Raw genomic sequence first — 20,803 nt, forward strand, 5'->3', positions numbered from 1 at the left:
ATGTACGGCGCGTCGACACGTCCTCAGCCACCTGCTCCCGGCCGCAACAAGCCGGTGCCGCGCGGCGCCAGCCGTATGGTGGCCAAGGAGCCCTTGTCGGCGCGCCTGCCCAAGGCCAACTTCAGTTTTCTGAAGCGTTTGCTCTGGCCTGTGTTGCTGGTGGTTCTGGGCTTCGGCACTTATGAGGCAGCGCAACGTCTGCTGCCGTACGCCGACCGTCCGATTACCCGCATCAATGTGCAGGGCGATTTGAGTTACATCAGCCAGCAGGCTGTGCAACAGCGGATTGCGCCTTATGTGGCGTCGAGCTTTTTCAAGATCGATCTGACCGGCATGCGCACCGAGCTTGAGCAGATGCCCTGGATCGCCCACGCCGAAGTTCGTCGTGTATGGCCGGATCAGGTTGTGATTCGTCTTGAGGAGCAGTTGCCGGTTGCCCGTTGGGGTGATGAAGCGCTGTTGAATAACCAGGGGCAGGCTTTCACGCCGCGTGAACTGTCCAATTACGAACATCTTCCCCAGTTGTTTGGCCCGCAGCGGGCCCAGCAGCAGGTGATGCAGCAGTATCAGGTGTTGAGTCAGATGTTGCGCCCGCTGGGCTTCTCCATCGTGCGCCTGGAGCTGCGCGAGCGCGGCAGCTGGTTCCTGACGACAGGCGCCGGTAGTGCTGGCCCGGGAATCGAATTGTTGCTTGGACGCGACCACCTCGTCGAAAAAATGCGCCGTTTCATCGCGATTTACGACAAAACGCTGAAAGAACAAATCACGAATATCGCGCGCGTCGACTTGCGTTACTCCAACGGCCTTGCGGTCGGTTGGCGCGAACAGGCAGCGGCAACGACGGACAAACCCGCCGTCGCGAAGAATTGATAAGAGGCAGGACCATGGCAAACGTGCAAAGCGGCAAAATGATCGTCGGGCTGGATATCGGTACCTCCAAGGTGGTGGCACTGGTAGGCGAAGTCGCGGCCGATGGCTCGCTGGAAATCGTGGGTATCGGTACCCATCCCTCCCGCGGCCTGAAGAAGGGCGTGGTAGTGAATATCGAGTCGACCGTGCAGTCGATCCAGCGCGCAATCGAAGAAGCGCAGCTGATGGCGGGTTGCCGTATTCACTCGGCATTTGTCGGCGTTGCAGGCAGCCATATTCGCAGCCTGAACTCGCACGGCATCGTGGCGATTCGTGATCGCGAAGTCAGTTCTGCGGACCTGGAGCGTGTGCTCGATGCTGCTCAGGCGGTGGCCATTCCTGCCGACCAGCGCGTGCTGCACACCCTCCCTCAGGATTACGTGATCGATAACCAGGAAGGCGTGCGTGAGCCTTTGGGCATGTCCGGTGTACGTCTGGAAGCCAAGGTTCACGTCGTGACCTGCGCAGTGAATGCCGCGCAGAACATCGAGAAGTGCGTGCGTCGCTGCGGTCTGGAAGTCGACGACATCATTCTTGAACAACTGGCGTCGGCGTATTCCGTACTGACCGATGACGAGAAAGAGCTGGGCGTGTGCCTGGTGGATATCGGTGGCGGTACGACCGACATCGCGATCTTCACCGAAGGCGCCATTCGTCACACGGCGGTTATCCCGATTGCGGGCGATCAGGTCACCAACGACATCGCCATGGCGTTGCGTACCCCGACCCAGTACGCCGAAGAAATCAAGATTCGCTACGCCTGCGCCCTGGCCAAACTGGCCGGTGCCGGTGAAACCATCAAAGTACCGAGTGTGGGCGACCGTCCACCTCGCGAGCTGTCGCGTCAGGCCCTGGCCGAAGTGGTAGAGCCTCGTTACGACGAGCTGTTCACCCTGATCCAGGCCGAGCTGCGCCGCAGCGGTTACGAAGACCTGATCCCGGCTGGCATCGTGCTGACCGGGGGCACAGCGAAAATGGAAGGTGCGGTCGAACTGGCCGAGGAAATCTTCCACATGCCGGTGCGCCTTGGCGTGCCGCACAGCGTCAAAGGGCTCGCTGATGTCGTGCGCAACCCGATCTACTCGACCGGCGTAGGCCTGTTGATGTACGGGCTGCAAAAACAGTCGGACGGCATTTCGCTGTCCGGGATGGTCGGCAACAGCAGTTACAGCGACGAAACCAAGGCACCGGTGCTTGAGCGTATCAAGCGTTGGGTGCAGGGCAATTTCTAAGTTTCAACGTTTAAAAGTTTCACAGCTTCAGATTCAGGGCTTCAAAAGCAATATCGGCAGGCAGTAGGCAAAACTAACTAGAAAGCGGAAGGAGAGAGAAATGTTCGAACTCGTAGACAACGTCCCGCAAAGCCCGGTTATCAAAGTTATCGGTGTAGGCGGTGGTGGCGGAAACGCTGTCAATCACATGGTCAAGAGCAACATCGAAGGCGTGGAATTCATCTGCGCCAACACCGATGCTCAGGCGCTGAAAAACATCGGCGCGCGGACCATTCTGCAGCTGGGCACCGGCGTGACCAAGGGCCTTGGCGCTGGCGCCAACCCTGAAGTCGGTCGTCAGGCCGCACTGGAAGATCGTGAGCGCATTGCAGAAGTTCTGCAGGGCACCAACATGGTTTTCATCACCACTGGCATGGGCGGCGGTACCGGTACCGGTGCAGCACCGATCATTGCTGAAGTGGCCAAGGAAATGGGCATTCTGACGGTCGCAGTCGTGACCCGTCCGTTCCCGTTCGAAGGTCGCAAGCGTATGCAGATCGCCGATGAAGGCATCCGCATGCTGTCCGAAAGCGTCGACTCGTTGATCACCATCCCCAACGAGAAGCTGCTGACCATCCTGGGCAAGGACGCCAGCCTGCTGTCGGCTTTCGCCAAGGCTGACGATGTACTGGCCGGTGCCGTTCGCGGTATCTCCGACATCATCAAGCGTCCGGGCATGATCAACGTCGACTTCGCCGACGTCCGCACCGTGATGAGCGAAATGGGCATGGCGATGATGGGTACTGGCTGCGCCAGCGGTCCTAACCGTGCGCGTGAAGCCACCGAAGCGGCCATTCGCAACCCGTTGCTCGAAGACGTCAACCTGCAGGGCGCTCGCGGCATCCTGGTCAACATCACTGCCGGTCCTGACCTGTCGCTGGGTGAGTACTCGGACGTGGGTAGCATCATCGAAGCGTTCGCTTCCGAGCACGCGATGGTCAAGGTCGGTACGGTTATCGATCCGGACATGCGTGACGAGTTGCACGTGACTGTGGTTGCCACCGGCCTGGGCGCGAAAATCGAGAAGCCGGTCAAGGTCATCGACAACACGCTGCAGACCACCCAGCAGGCTCCTGCCCAGCAGGCGTCGCGCCAGGAAGCACCTTCTGTCAACTACCGCGATCTGGACCGTCCTACCGTGATGCGCAATCAGGCACACGCAGGCGCTACGGCAGCGGCGAAGATGAACCCTAACGATGATCTGGATTACCTGGATATCCCGGCTTTCCTGCGTCGTCAGGCCGATTGATGAAATGTATCAGGGGTATTAGGGTGATTGGTGTTCAGCAAAGGCATGGTCTGCTATCATCGCCAGCCTTTGTTGATACCAGTTCGCAACTTGCGCTGAAGCGGCCCATGCCATGATTAAACAACGCACCCTGAAAAATATTATCCGTGCCACAGGTGTAGGCCTGCACTCCGGGGAGAAGGTTTACCTGACCCTCAAGCCCGCACCTGTGAATACCGGCATTGTGTTTTGCCGAGCTGACCTTGACCCCGTCGTGCAGATCCCTGCGCGTGCGGAAAACGTCGGCGACACCACTCTGTCGACCACTCTGGTCAATGGTGATGTCAAAGTTGACACGGTAGAACACCTGCTCTCGGCCATGGCTGGCCTTGGCATCGATAACGCCTACGTCGAGCTCTCTGCCTCCGAAGTTCCTATCATGGACGGCAGCGCAGGCCCTTTCGTATTCCTGATTCAATCGGCTGGCCTGGAAGAACAGGACGCGCCGAAGAAATTCATCCGCATCCTGCGTGAAGTCACAGTGGAGGAGGGCGGTAAACGCGCTACTTTCGTGCCTTTCGAAGGGTTCAAGGTCAGTTTCGAGATCGATTTCGATCACCCCGTCTTCCGTGATCGCACCCAGAGTGCAAGCGTGGACTTTTCCAGCACTTCCTTCGTGAAGGAAGTCAGCCGTGCCCGGACCTTCGGGTTCATGAGTGACATCGAGTACCTGCGCAAGCACAACCTCGCACTCGGCGGCAGTGTGGAAAACGTCATCGTGGTCGACAAGGACGGCGTACTGAACGAAGACGGCCTGCGTTACGAGGACGAATTCGTCAAACACAAAATCCTCGACGCCATCGGTGACCTTTACCTGCTGGGCAATAGCCTGATCGGTGAGTTCCGTGGCTTCAAATCGGGGCATGCACTGAACAATCGTCTCCTGCGCACGTTGATCGAGCAGAAAGACGCTTGGGAAGTGGTGACTTTCGAGGATGCCAGTACGGCACCTATTTCCTACATGCGCCCTGTCGCGGCCGTGTAGGCAAGCTTTACTCTCTTTCCTTTTGTTCTTTAAAGGCTGCCCTCGGGTGGCCTTTTTTTATCGGCTTCATTGGGCAAAGCCAGTTGCGCAGAGGATCTGGCGAAAATCACTCAGACGTTATTTCTTGTCCTTGGCATGGCTGGCAAGCCGCTCAAGTGCTGCCCGCAGCTTGGGATCAGTGATGCCATCGGCGGTGGCCTGAATGTTCTCGGCGGCAATCGAAGACAGGTCGATGGTGTGCGTGGCAGCTCCGCGTGGCGCTTCAGGCGGCTGCACCTTGAACACAATGCGGGTCAGGTTGATGAATTCGTCGAAGGCCATCATTTGCCGGTGCAGGCGTTTCTGCTGGTAGCGCAGGCGCGTGGCCCAGTGACCGTCTGTCACGATCAGCAACAAGGTACCTTCGCGCCACGATGCCACGCGACAATGCTCCCGGGCCGCTGGTTGCAGCTGGCTTTCGAGCAGGCGCTGCAAGTGGCTGAGTCGCTCGGCGTGACGAAATATAGCCTTCAGGGGCTTGGCTTCACGCAGCAAAACCGCGGGCGGGCGGGCGTTCAGAGGACGAAAGGCCATGGAGGGATGCCTGGGTAACAAGATGAACATCTTAACAGAAAGCGTTCTGACGGCTGCTTTTCAGGGCATTTCCGTGCTTTCATATGCAAATCAATGAGTAACTTCCCCGGATAACGGGTTGAAGTGCTTGAAAATGGCCCCATTGTAAACCTGCCCCGTCACAGCGCTGTGCCAGCATCGTGGAATAACGCCACTTTCCTCACCATCGTTTCCGGGTAGAATGCTCGTTCGCATGCGGCCATCTGGGCTGCACGGGCGACTCACGGGGCCGCCCTCCATTCCTATGTGTGGAAGATCCTGTCGATATGTTTGCGCCTTTGTTGAAAAAACTTTTTGGAAGCAAGAACGAGCGTGAAGTAAAACGCATGCTCAAGACGGTACAGATCGTCAATGCCTTCGAAGAGCAAATGGTGGCCCTTTCGGACGAGCAACTGCGCGCCAAGACCGAAGAGTTCAAGGCCCGCATAGCCAACGAGACCCTCGATCAATTGCTCCCTGAAGCCTTTGCTGTCGCTCGTGAAGCGGGCAAGCGTGTCATGGGCATGCGCCACTTCGACGTTCAGTTGATCGGCGGTATGACCCTGCACGAAGGTCAGATCGCGGAAATGCGTACCGGTGAAGGTAAAACCCTGGTCGGTACGCTGGCTGTCTACCTCAACGCATTGTCCGGCAAGGGCGTTCACGTGGTTACCGTGAACGATTACCTCGCTCGCCGCGATGCCAACTGGATGCGTCCGCTGTACGAATTCCTCGGCCTGACCGTAGGCATTGTCACGCCATTCCAGCCGCCGGAAGAGAAGCGCGCCGCCTACGCTGCCGATATCACTTACGGCACCAACAACGAATACGGTTTCGATTACCTGCGCGACAACATGGCGTTCAGCATGGACGACAAGTTCCAGCGCGAACTCAATTTCGCCGTAATCGACGAAGTCGACTCGATTCTGATCGACGAAGCGCGTACGCCGCTGATCATCTCTGGTCAGGCCGAAGACAGCTCCAAGCTGTACACCGAAATCAACCGCCTGATCCCCAAGCTCGAGCAGCATATCGAGGAAGTGGAAGGCGAAGTCACCAAACCGGGCCACTTCACCGTTGACGAGAAAACCCGTCAGGTTGAGCTGAACGAAGCCGGTCACCAGTTCATCGAGGAAATGCTCACCGAAGTCGGTTTGCTGGCTGAAGGCGAGAGCCTGTACTCGGCGCACAACCTGGGCCTGCTGACTCACGTTTATGCCGGTCTGCGTGCGCACAAACTGTTCAACCGCAACGTCGAGTACATCGTTGCAGACGGCCAGGTTCTGCTGGTCGACGAGCATACCGGCCGCACCATGCCGGGCCGTCGCTTGTCCGAGGGCCTGCATCAGGCCATCGAAGCCAAGGAAAACCTGAACATTCAGGCCGAAAGCCAGACCCTGGCATCGACCACGTTCCAGAACTACTTCCGTCTGTACAACAAACTGTCCGGCATGACCGGTACGGCTGACACCGAAGCGTTCGAATTCCACCAGATCTACAACCTGGCCGTCATGGTCATCCCGCCGAACAAGCCGTTGGCGCGTAAAGACTTCAACGACCTTGTCTATCTGACGGCGGAAGAGAAGTACGCAGCCATCGTTACCGACATCAAGGCCTGCATTGCAGAGAACCGTCCGGTGCTGGTAGGTACGGCGACCATCGAAACCTCCGAACACATGTCCAACCTGCTCAAGCAGGAAGGCATCGATCACAAGGTTCTGAACGCCAAGTTCCACGAAAAAGAAGCAGAAATCATCGCGCAGGCCGGTCGTCCGGGTGCTTTGACCATTGCTACCAACATGGCGGGTCGCGGTACCGACATCCTGTTGGGCGGTAACTGGGAAGTAGAGGTCGCCAATCTGGAAGATCCGACCCCTGAGCAGATCGCACAGATCAAGGCTGACTGGCAGAAACGCCATCAGCAGGTGATCGAAGCGGGTGGCTTGCACGTTATTGCCTCCGAGCGCCACGAATCGCGCCGTATCGACAACCAGCTGCGTGGCCGTGCCGGCCGCCAGGGTGACACCGGTTCCAGCCGTTTCTACCTGTCGCTCGAAGACAGCCTGATGCGTATCTTCGCCTCGGACCGCGTGAAGAATTTCATGAAGGCGCTGGGCATGCAGTCCGGTGAGGCTATCGAGCACCGCATGGTGACCAACGCCATCGAAAAAGCGCAGCGCAAAGTGGAAGGTCGCAACTTCGACATCCGCAAGCAATTGCTCGAGTTCGATGACGTGGCCAACGAGCAGCGCAAAGTGATCTATCACATGCGTAACACGCTGCTGGCTGCCGAGAACATTGGTGAGACCATCGCTGACTTCCGTGAGGAAGTGCTCAACAATCTCATCAGTCAGCATATTCCGCCGCAATCCCTGCCGGAGCAGTGGAACGTTGCCGGTCTGGAAGCCGCGCTGAACACCGACTTTGCCGTCAAACTGCCCGTCAAGCAGTGGCTGGACGAAGACGACAACCTGCACGAAGACAGCCTGCGCGAAAAAATCATGGCGCAGTTGCTGGTGGCGTACAACGAGAAGGAAGACCAGGCCAGCGCCGAAGCCCTGCGTTCCTTCGAGAAGCAGATCCTCCTGCGCGTGCTGGACGACCTGTGGAAAGATCACCTGTCGACCATGGACCACCTGCGTCACGGTATCCACCTGCGCGGCTACGCTCAGAAGAACCCGAAGCAGGAATACAAGCGCGAGTCCTTCACGCTGTTTCAGGAGCTGCTGGATTCGATCAAGCGCGACACCATCCGTGTGCTTTCGCATGTTCAGGTTCGTCGCGAAGATCCAGAGGAAGAAGAGGCGCGCCTGCGTCAGGAAGCCGAAGAACTGGCCAGTCGTATGCAGTTCGAACACGCTCCTGCGCCGGGCATCGACCAGCCGCTGCCGGATGAAGAGGGTGGCGAAGCGCCTGTGGCCGTCGCATCCGAGCCGGTTCGCAACGACCAGAAGCTGGGTCGCAACGAGCTGTGCTGGTGTGGTTCGGGCAAGAAATTCAAACACTGTCACGGCCAGATCAACTAAGCCTTTGACTGTGTAATACCTGCGCCGCGACCGGCTTGCCCGTCGCGGCGTTTTTTCATTGATCGCCGTACCGATGCGGACGGCGCCATACTCCTTGAGGAGCACCCCGATGGCTGTTGGTCTTGGTCCTTTGCCTGCGTTGCACCCGGTTCCCGGTTTTGAACTTGGCATTTCTTCTGCCGGCATCAAACGCCCGGGGCGCAAGGATGTTGTGGTCATGCGCTGTGCCGAAGGCTCCAGCGTTGCCGGTGTATTCACCTTGAATGCGTTCTGCGCCGCGCCGGTCATTCTGGCCAAACAGCGTGTTCAGGGGACGGTGCGTTATTTGCTGACCAACACCGGCAATGCCAACGCGGGCACGGGCGAACCAGGTCTGGTTTCTGCGCGACGTACTTGCGAAAAGCTGGCGCAACTGACCGGCGTCGATGCATCAGCAGTGCTGCCTTACTCAACGGGCGTGATCGGCGAGCCGTTGCCTGTGGAAAAAATCGAAGGCGCGCTGCAAGCCGCGCTTGATGATCTGTCTGTGGATAACTGGGCCGCTGCGGCGACCGGCATCATGACCACCGACACCCTGCCCAAAGGCGCGAGCCGTCAGTTCACCCACGATGGCGTAACCATTACAGTAACCGGCATCAGCAAAGGCGCAGGCATGATTCGCCCGAACATGGCGACCATGCTTGGCTACATCGCTACCGACGCCAAAGTGTCGCAGAGCGTACTGCAGGACCTGATTCGCGACGGAGCCAACAAATCCTTCAATCGCATCACTATCGATGGCGATACCTCGACCAACGATTGCTGCATGCTGATTGCCACCGGTCAGGCTGATCTGCCCGAGATCACCGAGGCCAAGGGCCCGTTGTTCGACGCGTTGAAGAAAGCCGTGTTCGACGTGTGCATGGATGTCGCTCAGGCCATCGTGCGTGATGGCGAAGGTGCGACCAAGTTCGTGACGGTAGAAGTCAACGGTGGCGGCAATCATCAGGAGTGCCTGGATGTCGGTTATGCCGTGGCCCACTCGCCGCTGATCAAGACCGCGCTGTTCGCCTCCGATCCGAACTGGGGACGTATTCTGGCGGCTGTCGGCCGCGCTGGCGTGCCGGACCTGGACGTGAGCAAGATCGACGTATTCCTCGGCGGCGTATGCATTGCCAGCCAGGGCTGCCGCGCCACGACCTACACCGAAGAGCAGGGCTCGGCGGTAATGGCTGAAGAAGAGATCACCATTCGTATCGAGCTGGGTCGCGGTGATTGCAGCGAAACCATCTGGACCACCGACCTTTCTCACGAATACGTGAAGATCAACGCGGAATATCGCACTTGATTCAATGCCCGGCGCGCGGGCATCCTGCCCTCGCGCCGGGCTCAATGGAGCTGAACCATGAGCCTGCATCTGATTATCGGCGACAAACGCTATTCCTCCTGGTCGCTGCGTCCCTGGCTGGTGCTGGAAATGACCGGTGCTGCGTTCACCGATCAGGTCATCCGCCTGAACCTGCCGGACACCCGCGAGAATATTCTCAAGTATTCGCCGACCGGCAAGGTGCCTGCGCTTCAGTGTGAGCACGGCACGATCATCGATTCGCTGGCGATCTGTGAATATCTGGTCGAGCGCTTCCCGGACGTCGAGCTGTGGCCGCGTGATATCGCTGCCCGTGCCCAGGCCCGTTCGGCGTGTGCGCAGATGCACAGCGGTTTCGTCAATCTGCGCTCGAACATGCCAATGGACCTGCGTCAGGATAAGGCGCTGGAAGTGATCACCGTTGATACCCAGAACGATATCGACCGTATCGTCGAGCTGTGGGCCGAATGTCGCGCTGCTGCTGCCGAAAGTGGTCCTTTTCTGTTTGGCAAGCCGAGCATTGCTGATGCGTTCTTCGCACCGGTGGCTATTCGTCTGCGCGGCTATCACGTCCAGTTGCCAGCAGAGGCACTGGCGTATATCGAAACCATCTACCAGTGGCCCGCCTTCAAGCGCTGGCAGCAGGCAGGCCTGCAGGAGTCCTGATCGTGAAACGAGTTCATGTGGCTGCCGCCGTCATTCGTGGCGCTGACGGCAGTGTATTGATTGCCCGACGTGCCGACACTCAGCATCAAGGTGGCCTCTGGGAGTTTCCCGGTGGCAAGGTCGAAGAGGGTGAGACCGTTCAGGCCGCACTCGCACGTGAGCTTCAGGAAGAGTTGGGGATTCAGGTCACGGCAGCGCGTCCGTTGATCAAGGTCGGTCACGATTATGCGGACAAGCAGGTATTGCTGGATGTCTGGGAAGTTTCGGCATTTACCGGCGAGCCGCATGGTGCTGAAGGGCAGCCACTGGTCTGGGCGGCTCCGCGAGAGCTGCCTGACTACGACTTTCCGGCCGCCAACCAGCCAATTGTTGCAGCGGCACGTTTGCCCGGCGAGTATCTGATCACGCCTGACGGGCTGGACAATATCGAGCTGTTGCGCGGTATGCAGAAAGCCATCGCAGGCGGCATCAAACTGGTCCAGTTGCGTGCGCCGGGTGGTTACGACCCCAAGTACCGTGACCTGGCCGTGGATGCGGCCGGGCTGTGTGCCGGCAAGGCGCAGCTCATGCTCAAAGGGCCTCTGGAGTGGCTGGGCGACTTTCCGTCCGCCGGTTGGCACCTGACGGCGGAGCAACTGCGCAAGTACGCCAGTCGTGGACGTCCGTTCCCTGAGAACCGCTGGCTGGCGGCGTCGTGCCATAACGCCGAAGAGCTGGCCCTGGCAGAGCAGATGGGCGTGGATTTCGTCACCCTGTCACCGGTTCAGCCCACCCTGACTCATCCCGATGCACAGCCGCTGGGCTGGCAGCAGGCGGCGCAACTGATTGCAGGCTTTAACAAACCGGTTTTTCTGCTGGGCGGCGTTGGCCCTTCCGAGCGTCAGCAGGCCTGGGAAAGCGGCGCACAGGGCGTGGCCGGGATCCGCGCGTTCTGGCCTGACGAAATCGTCTGAGTCGCACAGCTGACCCAGAGCACTCATCGTTATACACGTCCGCTTTTGACTATGGCCGAAGGCCGTGGGAGCGGACTTGTCCGCGAAGCGTCGCCCGGTCCGCTCCCCACAAATGCCCCTACGCTTCAACGTGAAAACGCTCCGCGTCACAAATCTGCGCCGCGCAGCCATTCGGATGCTCATCAAACCGGCTTGGGCGCGGGCTGCCAGAGTATTTCCGCGATGCCCTGTCTTCTGGCGATCAACCGAGCTGCGACGAACAACAAATCCGACAGCCTGTTGATATACGCCAGCCCGGCGCCTTCCAGTGGCTCGACCGCATTCAAATGCTGGCAACGGCGTTCGGCACTGCGCGCCAGGCTGCGGCAGATGTGCGCTTGAGCGATCAGTGATGATCCGCCTGGCAAGATGAAATTTTCCAACGGCCCCAGCTCTTCATTCCACACATCGATTGCCGCTTCCAGCCGCTCAACCTCAGCGTCCTTCAGCGCTTTGTAAGTCGGCATTGCCAGTTCGCCCCCCAGATCGAACAGCCGATGCTGGCAAGGCGCGAGCACCTCGATCACTTCGTTGAGAGCCGGCACGCTTTTGGCCTCATCGATCAGCCCGGCCAGCAACAGGCCGAGCTGGCTGTTGAGCGTATCGACCTCGCCAATGGCCTCGACGCGCGGATGATCCTTGGACACCCGTCGACCGTCGCCCAGACCGGTCTCTCCGGCATCACCGGTGCGTGTGTAAATCTTCGACAAACGAAAGCCCATTGCTGCGATTCCTGATCAAGACTTGGAAATAACCTGCTGCTGAACGCTTACCTGGTTGGCCACCAGCGGTAGACGCAGCGTAAAGCAGGTGCCTGTGCCGAGAGAGGAATGCACCTCCATCTGGCCTTTATGATTATTGGTAACAATGAAATACGACACCGACAGACCCAGCCCGGTGCCCTGGCCGATTTCCTTGGTGGTAAAGAACGGTTCGAAAGTACGTTTTCGGACGTTTTCGGACATGCCGATGCCGTTGTCCTCCACCTGAATTTCGGCCCAGGGCGGGTTGAGACGGGTACGCAGGATGATGCGTCCAGGCTCCTCGCTCTCCGGGCGCTGGTGAATGGCCTGGGCGGCGTTCTTCAGCAGGTTCAGCAGCACCTGCTCCAGTTCGTTGGCGATGCACGGTACCGGACCCAGTTCCGGGTCGAACTGACGGATGATGTGCTGGCCCTTGAAGTCGAAACCGACGGTAAGGTCAAAATCGTTGCTGGCAATTTCCACTGCCTGATCGATCAATGCCGGTAAGTCGCAGGCTGACAGCTGACGACTGCTCAAGCGGCTGAAATTGAGCATGTGGCTGACAATCTTTGCTGCCCTGGCACCCGCTTGCTGGATGCCATCGAGCAGTTTTGGTACTTCGCGGCTTTCCAGGTAATGATTGACCTGCGCCAGATTGATACCGTCGGCTTCGGCCTGCTCAATGTTCTTCGGCAGTTCCGGGGACAGACGCCGCCTGATGTTCTGCACATTGTGCAGAATGGCGCCCAACGGGTTGTTGATCTCGTGGGCCATGCCCGCTGCCAGACCGCCGACAGACAACATCTTCTCCGACTGCACCATCATTTCTTCCAGCGATATACGCTGGGTGATGTCATCGATACGGATCACCACGCCACGCCCGGCATCGCCGGTCAGCGGGTAGAACGTCAGCGCATAGTGGCGCGACTCGTCGTTTTTGATCCAGGTCACGCGCTCGATCTTGGTCACGCTGTGGCGCTCGACGGTGTGCTTGATTTGCGGCAGAAACGAGCGCATCGGCTCGAAGGCCAGAAAGATCGGCTGGTTCAACGCTTCGTCCAGCGTGGTTCCGGACAGCGCTGTCGCCTCCTGATTCCACTGGGTGACGTACAGCTGCTCGTCCAGCGCGATCATCGCCGAGGGCATCGAATCAATGATGCTGTTGAGGTAGTTCTGAAAGCCGGTGAGCTTCTTCTCGATCTTGCTGCGCACCTGGACTTCCAGTTCCAGTTTGCGGTTGGTGTGGCGGGTTTCCTCGGCCAGCCCCTGTGCTTGATCGTAAGCTTCCTGGGAGTCATCTCGAGCGCGCTTGAGTTGTTGCTCACGCGCTTCGATACGCGACAGCATGGTATTGAATGCCTCGGCCAGACTGCCGATTTCATCCTCGTTGCCGGGCTCTGCGCGCAGTGCGTAGTTTTCTTCGCGGGTGACCTGCCGCGACAGTTCTTCCAACTGATAAATGGGCTCTGTGATCAAGCGCCGGATCTGCCGGGCCACCACCAGCCACAGCAACACGCTGAACACCAGAATGCCCAGACTCGCGGTCAGTGTGCCGGTGTAGAACGCGGGAGGCAGCTCGCTGCTGGCAACCAGTAACATGTGCCCGGGCGGTTCGTCGCCTTTCGGTACGGTAATGACCTGCGTGCTGCGAAACTCGGTAAGCCGCCAGCTTTCGAGGTCCTTGTAGTGCCTGGGCAGTTGCAGGCCCTCGCCCTGTTGCATCTGCTCAAGTCGCTCTCCGTCGTTGTCGTATATGGCCGCTGCACGTAGCGGGCCGTAGCTTTTGAGTTCCTTGAGCAAGGCACGCGCATCGGCAGGCGAGTTCAAGGCGCGCTCGTTGAGATTGGCGCTGCTGATCAGACGGCCAATGGTCTGCAGGGCCTGCGGGGCCATCGCTTCCTGAGAGATGTAATAAGCCGCGCTGATGAAGGTCAGGTTCGCAACCAGCAGCACGGTGGTCATCAGGACCAGCAGGGCGGCCAGCAGTTTCTGACCTACCGGCAGGTTTTCCAGGCGTTGGCGCAAAGGCATTGGGAAGGTCGCAGTGACGTGTGATGCGAGCAGGGTAGCGCGCGCTAGTCAGTACGCAAACCCTTGTGTGCCAGATGGGCTGTCAGACGTGTCTGCAATTGCTGCAGGTGTGCTGCCGGACAGCGATGACGCATGGCTGCCGCACACGTGTAACCCAGCAGGTAGCTGATTTCGGTGCGTCGCCCGTGAAGCACGTCCTGATACATGGATGAGTAATTGGCGGCGGTCGCATGAATGACCCGCAGCACTTCAGCATGCAAGTCATGCGCTGCCGCTGGCTGGCCGCAGCGGCCCAGCAAATCGCTCAGCTCGGCGCACAGTGTTGCGACCTCGCAGGCGTGCTCGAGCAGGCCACCATTACGGCAGTCGTGCAGGACCGTCAGCGGGTTGATCGCGCAGTTCAGGGCCAGCTTGCGCCACAGCCGCGTCAGGATGTCCGGTGTCCATTCGTGGGGAATGCCACTGGCGTGCAAGTCCTGCAGAAGTGCGGGTGCCGTCGGGTTCGATACATCGCCAAGCCAGTTGAAGCCGTGGCCAGCGAACCTGACACGCCAGTCCGACTCCAGAAACGCGCCTTCAGTGCTGGAGGCGAACACGCAGCGGATGTGGGGGATTCTTGCAGCCACAGCGTCCTGACTGCCCAGGCCGTTTTGTAGCAGGATGACGTCGGCATGTGCCGCCAGATGCGGTGCCAACTGCGCAACAGCCTGCTCAGCGTCGTAGGCCTTGCAGGCGACCAGCAGCCGCTCGATGGGTTGGTGATGTTCGGCGGTCTGTGCTTCGGCCGAGTACGTGTAGGCGATATCGTTTTCGACCAGTGTCACGCTACCGCCACTGGTGTTATACGCCGCCAGCCGTTCAGCATTGCGAAGAATCAACCGCACCGGCAGACCTGCGCGCGCCAGTCGCGCCGCCCACAGAGTGCCCAGACTTCCCGCGCCGAGAACATGCCATGTCACCCCCATCAGTGAGGCACGTTAAGGCGTTGAAGCGGTCTGCTGAAGGTGAAAACAAGGATGTGCATGAAAGGCTCACAGTGAATGCAGGAAAAGTCTCGTTATAATGAGCGTTCTTTCAAACCGTCAAGTCACGCGTGCCCGAATCGTGCGCACGCCGTTTATCTGGAGAACATACATGCCCTCGTTCGACGTAGTGTCCGAATTGGATAAACACGAAGTCACGAATGCCGTCGACAATGCCATCAAAGAGCTGGACCGTCGCTACGACCTCAAAGGCAAAGGTACTTTCGAGTTCAAGGAACTGACTGTCACGCTGACCGCAGAAGCAGACTTTCAGCTGGAGGCCATGATCGAAATCCTCAAGCTGGCGCTGGTCAAACGCAAGATCGACGCAAAATGCCTCGAGATCAAGGATGCCTACGCTTCGGGTAAACTGATGAAGCAGGAAGTCACCCTGCGCGAAGGCATCGACAAGGAACTGGCGAAAAAAATCGTCGCCCATATCAAAGAGGCCAAACTCAAGGTCCAGGCCGCCATTCAGGGCGAGCAAGTGCGGGTTACCGGCAAGAAGCGCGACGACCTGCAAGAAGCGATCGCAGCGCTGCGTGCCTATGATTCGGGCATGCCGCTGCAATTCAACAACTTCCGCGACTAATATTTATTTGCACTGAAAGCCGGGGAACCCTGCGTCCCCCGGCCAGTCCGAATCGCCTTGAGCATTGAAATGACGGCAGGCCGCCGTGGTTTCGATGGCAGTTCATGGCGGGTAAGGAGATAACGATGGATTTAAACGCAGAAGTCGGTCATCTGTGGCAAGCGTCACAGGCCTGGATTCCGATGATCATGGAGTACGGCAGCCGCTTGCTGCTGGCAGTCGTAACGCTGTGTGTGGGCTGGTGGCTGATCAACCGGCTGACCGGAAAACTGGGCGCGTTGCTGGCCTTGCGACACGCCGACCTGGCCTTGCAGGGCTTCGTCAGCAACCTGGCGAACATCATTCTGAAAATCCTGCTGGTGGTCAGCGTCGCGTCGATGATCGGCGTCGAAACTACCTCGTTCGTGGCCGCTATCGGTGCTGCCGGCCTGGCGATTGGTCTGGCATTACAAGGCAGCCTGGCGAACTTCGCGGGTGGTGTGCTGATTCTGTTGTTCCGTCCGTTTCGCATCGGTGACTGGATCGAAGCCCAGGGTGTGTCGGGAACTGTCGACAACATCCAGATCTTCCACACCGTGCTGCGCACCGGCGACAACCGTACGGTGATCATTCCCAACGGCAACCTGTCCAACGGCATCATCACCAACACCAACCGTCAGCCAACCCGCAAGATCACCTTCGATATCGGCGTCAGCCACGATGCGGATTTGAGAAAAGCATTGCAGGTCCTGCTGGACATGGCAGACGACCCACGCGTACTCAAGGACCCGGCCCCACAGGCCGTGGTGGCAGCGCTGGGGGAGAACGCAATTACCTTGTCCCTGCGTGTCTGGACCAGCAGTGGCGATATGGGCGACGTGACGTCGATGTTCAACATCGAAGCGCGCGACCGCTTGAAGGACGCAGGCATCGAGATTCCATTGCCGCAACGGATTGTTCGGGTGGTTCAGGAATAGTGGTTTGTGCGGTAAGACAAAGCCCTGGCTCGTGAGAGTCGGGGCTTTTTTATTCGGCGATTACTGCAGGCTTATATTGGCCAGCGTGATGATAATGCCGATGCCCGCGACAGTGGCGGCTACTGCGTTGATGGAGAACACTGTGCGTATCTTTCTGGACAGTCTCCATGGCTTTACGGCGAACGCATAAATCAGCAGAAAGATGATCGCGAAGATTTCCACCTGCGCGAGTAGGACTACCGCACTGCCCAAGGCCATTGATCCGGACAGGCCATCAGCGTCTCGCGACAGATAATATGTCAGCAGAGTGCCGATGATGGGTAGCCAGATCCCCAGGCTGATAAGAATCAGTGGGATGGGGTTGAAAGGGCGTGTTTGGTTTTCGGTGTCCACTTTTTTTCCTTGATGAGTGATCCGGCGATCAGGGCTTCTCAATCTCTGAAACTGCTGTCGGTGCCTCGGCCTTCGCGGTGCGTATCTCGCGGCTCCATTGCAGGATGATCATCACCAGCGTTGGAATGCCCAGTAAAGCGGTGATCAGGAAGAAATTGTGATAACCGAATTTCTCCACCACCACGCCGGAATAACCGCCCAGCAAACGCGGCAACAGCAGCATGATTGAGCTGAGCAGTGCGTATTGAGTGGCGGAAAACTTAAGGTTGGTGAGGCTCGACAGGTAGGCGACAAACGCTGATGTCGCCAGCCCTGAGCTGAGGTTGTCCAGTGAGATGGTCAGGATCAGCATCTTCACGTTCGGGCCCATGTCCGCCAGCAACAGGAACAGGATGTTGGTCGCTGCCGAGGTGAAGCCGCCGATGAACAGGATCGGCATGATACCGAAGCGTACGATCAGCAGACCACCGGCACCAGCGCCCAGCAGGGTCATGATCAGGCCGAAGATCTTGCTGACACTGGCGATCTGGTCCTTGGTGAAGCCCTGGTCGATGTAGAACACGTTGGCCATGACGCCCATCACCGTGTCCGACATTCGATAGGTCGCAATCAGGCCCAGTAACAGCAGGGCCTGCCAGCGATAACGCATGATGAAGTCGTTGATCGGCGTAAGCACCGGTGCCAGCCCGCGACGACCCATTGACGACAGACAGGCGAAGGTCAGAAGCGTGTAGAGAATGGCGCGCAGGAAAGCCCGGTCTTCCAGCAACAGGTCCATCCAGCTGGTGCCGTTGAACAGCACGCTGGCGAAGTCGGTGTTGTAAAGCTGGGTAAACATTGCCGGTACTGAAACCAGCAGCACAATGAGCACGAACACCGAGGCCAACTGGTGGGTAAAACCATAGCGCGCTGCCGACAGTTGGGTGCGCAACGGTACGGGTGGCTCGCGCATGATCAGCGTAGTGACCAGCGCTGGCAGCATCAGCAGGCCAAACAGCACATAGGTGCCGGTCCACGCCGAATGCTTGTAGGCAAAGCCTGTTGAGCCGAAACCTTCAGCGAAGTACAGCGCGCCCGCGGTCGCCAACAGTGCGGCCACCCGATAGCCGGACATATAGCTGGCGGCGAGGGCGGCCTGCTGGGTGTCCTGGGCGATTTCAAGGCGATAGGCGTCGATGGCGATGTCTTGCGTTGCGGAGGCGAAGGCCACTACTACGGCAATTGCGATCAGCCAGGACAAATGCTTCTGCGGATCGCAGAAACCCATACCGATCAGGCCGAGAATCACCAGGCTCTGTGCAAGCACCAACCAGGAGCGCCGCCGCCCCAGCTTGCCCAGAAACGGCAGGCGCCATTGGTCGAGTAAGGGCGACCAGACCCATTTAAAGGCGTAGGCAAGACCGATCAGGCTCGCATAGCCGATGGTCTCGCGAGCAACACCGGCTTCGCGCAACCACACGGATAAGGTCGAAAAGACCAGCATATAAGGCATGCCCGCAGCGAATCCGAGCAGCAGTAACACTAATGTCGACGGGCTGGCATATGCGGCGAGCGCGGCGCGCCAGGTTTTACGGGGCATGGGCTGGAATCTGCCTCAGGTTACGAAAACAAAGGGCGCACTCTAACCGCTGTGCTATAGGGGACGCCAGCCATGGCGCTGCATATCCACCCGATTATTCCGAATGGTAACGCCCTCGGCGCGTAAACGGGCTCGCTGTTCGTCACCGGACACACTGCCAGCGGGCAGGCTGAGCCGACCGCCGGCCCCCAACACCCGATGCCAGGGCAGGGAAGAGCCGTCCGGCAACTGACTCAATGTACGGCCCACCCAGCGCGCAGCTTTGCCCAGCCCTGCCAGTTCAGCCAGTTGACCGTAGGCGACCACTTTGCCCTCCGGTATTTGCGCCATCGTCAGGTAGAGGGCCGTACGTCGCATTTCGGCAGCTGACGGCTCGCCAGGGTAAAGAAGTGTCAAGTCCGGGTCGGTCACGCGTTTATCCTGTATAAAACGATATTGATTGTCGTTCGCGGAACTTTGGTCGATCGCTGCTGTCTGTTACCACCGTGTCCGGCGCTCCATGGATTGAGATCGCCTTGATGTTTTTCTGCAGGATGATGCCCGCCTTCCCGCCAAACAGAGCCTGATTACCGCTTATGTTGTCCAGAACCCTGCTGTGCCTCGCAATTACTACTGTTTCCACTCCATTGCTTGCCGACACTGTCTGGTTGAAGAACGGTGATAGGCTGACTGGCACAATCAAAGTGTTCGACGGTGGCAAGCTGCTATTGCAGACCGAATACGGCGGCGCTATTCCGTTGGACTGGAAGCAGGTCAAAACCCTGCAAAGCGATCAGCCACTGCTGGTAAAGCAGGATGAGCACACAGGCGAAGTCTCCAAGTCGTTGCAGGCTGCCGATGATGGCAAGGTCGTGCTGGCTAATGGCGATGCACCCAAGACCGTCGAACTGGCAAGCATTCATCAGATCATCAAGCCCAAGCCGGTTATCACTGATCTTGTCTGGAAAGGCAATATCGATGCGGCGCTGGATTTCCAGCAGGCAGAAAACGACACCAATGACTACAACATTGCCTTCAAGACTTCGGCGCGTCACGGCCAATGGCGCCATAACGCCAAAGGCGATTACAACCGCGAAACGACCGATGATGTGGTCGGCACCGACAACTGGAGCGCCGAATACTCGCTGGATCGCTTCCTGACCGAGAAATTCTTCTGGGATGCTCGTGTCACCTACAAGCGCGACAAGATCGAAGACCTGTCGCGTCAGCGTGTTGTCGGTACAGGTCCTGGTTACCAGCTGTGGGATGACGAGCTGGGAGCCTTCAAGGTCGGTGCGCTGCTTAACCGCACAGATTTCGAATTCTCCAATGGCCAGAAGGAAAACTTCTATTCGGTCGCAGGTACCTGGGATTACAACCGCTACCTGATCGGCAAGAAGTTCGAGTTCTTTAGCAACGGCGAGCTGGGCAAACCGTTAAGCGGCGTTGCCGATTACTCCATGGATGTCGAAGCCGGGCTGCGCTACAAGGTTACCGACTGGGCGTCGCTTAACCTGAAAGCCGAGAAAAACATCATCAGTGGCTCGGATAACGGCGACGTGGACAAGACCCGCTACACCGCCGGTTTCGGTGTGAGCTGGTAAACAATGTGGCGAGCGATGCACACCGTGTGCATCGTTCTGCCAGGATGCGTTGACTAGATTCTCATCGCGCCGTCCAGCTCCAGTATGCGGCCACTGAAATAATCGTTTTCAAGAATGTAAGCCACCGAGTGGGCGATTTCGTCGGGCTTGCCCATACGCTTGAGCGGGATGGCCGAGGTCATTTTCTCAAGTGCTTCGGGGCGCATGCTGCCGGTCATTTCGGTTTCAATGAACCCAGGTGCCACGCCCGCCACGCGGATTCCGTAGCGTGCCAGTTCCCTTGCCCAGGTAACGGTCGCGGCGGCAACGCCGGCCTTGGCTGCCGAGTAGTTGGTTTGTCCGATATTCCCCGCCCGTGAAATCGACGAGATATTGATGATCGCGCCCTGGCTCTTCTGCTCGATCATTTTCGCCGCCACCTCGCGCGTGCAGAGGAATACGCCGGTCAGATTGACGTCAATCACCGATTGCCATTGCGCCAGGCTCAGTTTGGTCATCACGCCATCCTTGACCTTGACCAGCAGGCCGTCACGCAAAATACCGGCGTTGTTGACCAGGCCATGAATGGCCCCGAAATCCTCGGCGACCTTATTGACCGTGTCGACGACCTGTTCTTCATTGGCGACATTGCATAGATAGGCGCGAGCCTTGACCCCGAGCGCCTCACAGGCTACGACGGCCTGATCAAGTTTGTCCTGATTCAGGTCCAGCAGTGCCAGGTTCGCGCCCTTGCCAGCCAGATATTCGGCCATGGCTCTGCCTAGCCCCTGGCATCCGCCGGTGATAATTATCAGCTTGTCTTTCAATTCCATGTGCGTGCCCAATCACAGT

General features: G+C 58.5%; 19 protein-coding genes. 11 read left to right on the top strand and 8 right to left on the bottom strand.

Translation table 11 applies throughout. From position 1 onward, the window contains the following. The 4 genes from AC4ANE_RS06570 (at position 1) to lpxC (ending at position 4,453) form a co-directional block, all read left to right on the top strand. Positions 1-870, top strand: coding sequence for a cell division protein FtsQ/DivIB (locus tag AC4ANE_RS06570; RefSeq protein ID WP_002555043.1), 870 nt, complete (start codon positions 1-3; stop codon positions 868-870). Positions 871-884: 14 nt separating this feature from the next. Continuing rightward, on the top strand, positions 885-2,141 hold the full coding sequence (gene ftsA / locus AC4ANE_RS06575) for a cell division protein FtsA (protein ID WP_002555042.1): 1,257 nt from the start codon (positions 885-887) through the stop codon (positions 2,139-2,141). Between the two features lie 100 nt (positions 2,142-2,241). Further along, positions 2,242-3,429 (top strand): cell division protein FtsZ, encoded by a 1,188-nt coding sequence (gene ftsZ, locus AC4ANE_RS06580; RefSeq protein ID WP_002555041.1) that lies wholly within the window; start codon positions 2,242-2,244, stop codon positions 3,427-3,429. A 112-nt stretch (positions 3,430-3,541) separates the two neighbouring features. Then, complete coding sequence (lpxC, locus tag AC4ANE_RS06585; RefSeq protein WP_460408758.1) at positions 3,542-4,453, top strand: UDP-3-O-acyl-N-acetylglucosamine deacetylase; 912 nt, start codon at positions 3,542-3,544, stop codon at positions 4,451-4,453. A 117-nt stretch (positions 4,454-4,570) separates the two neighbouring features. Here the strand turns inward: lpxC and AC4ANE_RS06590 are convergent, their stop codons facing one another. Next, positions 4,571-5,026 carry a DUF721 domain-containing protein gene (locus AC4ANE_RS06590; protein WP_002555039.1) on the bottom strand — a complete coding sequence of 152 codons (456 nt, stop codon included), beginning with the start codon at positions 5,024-5,026 and terminating at the stop codon, positions 4,571-4,573. Between the two features lie 305 nt (positions 5,027-5,331). Between AC4ANE_RS06590 and secA the strand changes: the two genes are divergently transcribed. The 4 genes from secA to AC4ANE_RS06610 all read left to right on the top strand — a co-directional run bounded on the left by secA (position 5,332) and on the right by AC4ANE_RS06610 (position 11,034). After that, positions 5,332-8,070 carry a preprotein translocase subunit SecA gene (gene secA / locus AC4ANE_RS06595; protein WP_460408759.1) on the top strand — a complete coding sequence of 913 codons (2,739 nt, stop codon included), beginning with the start codon at positions 5,332-5,334 and terminating at the stop codon, positions 8,068-8,070. A 109-nt stretch (positions 8,071-8,179) separates the two neighbouring features. Beyond that, positions 8,180-9,397 carry a bifunctional glutamate N-acetyltransferase/amino-acid acetyltransferase ArgJ gene (gene argJ / locus AC4ANE_RS06600; protein WP_002555037.1) on the top strand — a complete coding sequence of 406 codons (1,218 nt, stop codon included), beginning with the start codon at positions 8,180-8,182 and terminating at the stop codon, positions 9,395-9,397. Between the two features lie 57 nt (positions 9,398-9,454). Beyond that, a complete protein-coding gene (locus tag AC4ANE_RS06605; RefSeq protein ID WP_002555036.1) occupies positions 9,455-10,081 on the top strand; it encodes a glutathione S-transferase family protein in 627 nt (208 codons plus the stop codon). Between the two features lie 2 nt (positions 10,082-10,083). Beyond that, positions 10,084-11,034, top strand: a complete 951-nt coding sequence (locus tag AC4ANE_RS06610) for a Nudix family hydrolase (RefSeq protein WP_002555035.1) — start codon at positions 10,084-10,086, stop codon at positions 11,032-11,034. A 182-nt stretch (positions 11,035-11,216) separates the two neighbouring features. Here the strand turns inward: AC4ANE_RS06610 and AC4ANE_RS06615 are convergent, their stop codons facing one another. Genes AC4ANE_RS06615 through AC4ANE_RS06625 form a run of 3 tightly spaced genes read right to left on the bottom strand, consistent with a single transcriptional unit; the run spans position 11,217 to position 14,812 of the window. Then, on the bottom strand, positions 11,217-11,795 hold the full coding sequence (locus AC4ANE_RS06615) for a cob(I)yrinic acid a,c-diamide adenosyltransferase (RefSeq protein ID WP_002555034.1): 579 nt from the start codon (positions 11,793-11,795) through the stop codon (positions 11,217-11,219). 15 nt (positions 11,796-11,810) lie between these two features. Next, complete coding sequence (locus AC4ANE_RS06620) at positions 11,811-13,847, bottom strand: sensor histidine kinase (RefSeq protein ID WP_002555033.1); 2,037 nt, start codon at positions 13,845-13,847, stop codon at positions 11,811-11,813. Positions 13,848-13,891: 44 nt separating this feature from the next. Continuing rightward, the gene (locus tag AC4ANE_RS06625) at positions 13,892-14,812 is read right to left on the bottom strand and encodes a putative 2-dehydropantoate 2-reductase (RefSeq protein ID WP_002555032.1); all 921 of its coding nucleotides are present in this window, start codon (positions 14,810-14,812) and stop codon (positions 13,892-13,894) included. Between the two features lie 169 nt (positions 14,813-14,981). Between AC4ANE_RS06625 and AC4ANE_RS06630 the strand changes: the two genes are divergently transcribed. Further along, the gene (locus AC4ANE_RS06630) at positions 14,982-15,461 is read left to right on the top strand and encodes a YajQ family cyclic di-GMP-binding protein (RefSeq protein ID WP_002555031.1); all 480 of its coding nucleotides are present in this window, start codon (positions 14,982-14,984) and stop codon (positions 15,459-15,461) included. Between the two features lie 125 nt (positions 15,462-15,586). Continuing rightward, positions 15,587-16,417, top strand: coding sequence for a mechanosensitive ion channel family protein (locus AC4ANE_RS06635; protein ID WP_003363993.1), 831 nt, complete (start codon positions 15,587-15,589; stop codon positions 16,415-16,417). 60 nt (positions 16,418-16,477) lie between these two features. Here AC4ANE_RS06635 and AC4ANE_RS06640 read toward each other — a convergent pair whose 3' ends face one another. Genes AC4ANE_RS06640 through AC4ANE_RS06650 form a run of 3 tightly spaced genes read right to left on the bottom strand, consistent with a single transcriptional unit; the run spans position 16,478 to position 18,800 of the window. Then, positions 16,478-16,810, bottom strand: a complete 333-nt coding sequence (locus tag AC4ANE_RS06640; RefSeq protein WP_002555029.1) for a hypothetical protein — start codon at positions 16,808-16,810, stop codon at positions 16,478-16,480. 28 nt (positions 16,811-16,838) lie between these two features. Beyond that, positions 16,839-18,389 (bottom strand): AmpG family muropeptide MFS transporter, encoded by a 1,551-nt coding sequence (locus AC4ANE_RS06645; protein WP_002555028.1) that lies wholly within the window; start codon positions 18,387-18,389, stop codon positions 16,839-16,841. Positions 18,390-18,443: 54 nt separating this feature from the next. After that, a complete protein-coding gene (locus AC4ANE_RS06650) occupies positions 18,444-18,800 on the bottom strand; it encodes an MGMT family protein (protein ID WP_002555027.1) in 357 nt (118 codons plus the stop codon). Positions 18,801-18,964: 164 nt separating this feature from the next. On the opposite strand from AC4ANE_RS06650, the gene AC4ANE_RS06655 reads away from it, so the two are divergent. After that, on the top strand, positions 18,965-19,972 hold the full coding sequence (locus tag AC4ANE_RS06655) for a DUF481 domain-containing protein (RefSeq protein WP_002555026.1): 1,008 nt from the start codon (positions 18,965-18,967) through the stop codon (positions 19,970-19,972). A gap of 53 nt (positions 19,973-20,025) precedes the next feature. On the opposite strand, the gene AC4ANE_RS06660 is transcribed toward AC4ANE_RS06655, so the two are convergent. Continuing rightward, positions 20,026-20,784: an SDR family oxidoreductase gene (locus tag AC4ANE_RS06660; protein WP_002555025.1), complete on the bottom strand. Its 759-nt coding sequence runs from the start codon at positions 20,782-20,784 to the stop codon at positions 20,026-20,028. Positions 20,785-20,803 lie beyond the last annotated feature (19 nt).

This window comes from Pseudomonas sp. Pme6b (assembly GCF_058129925.1).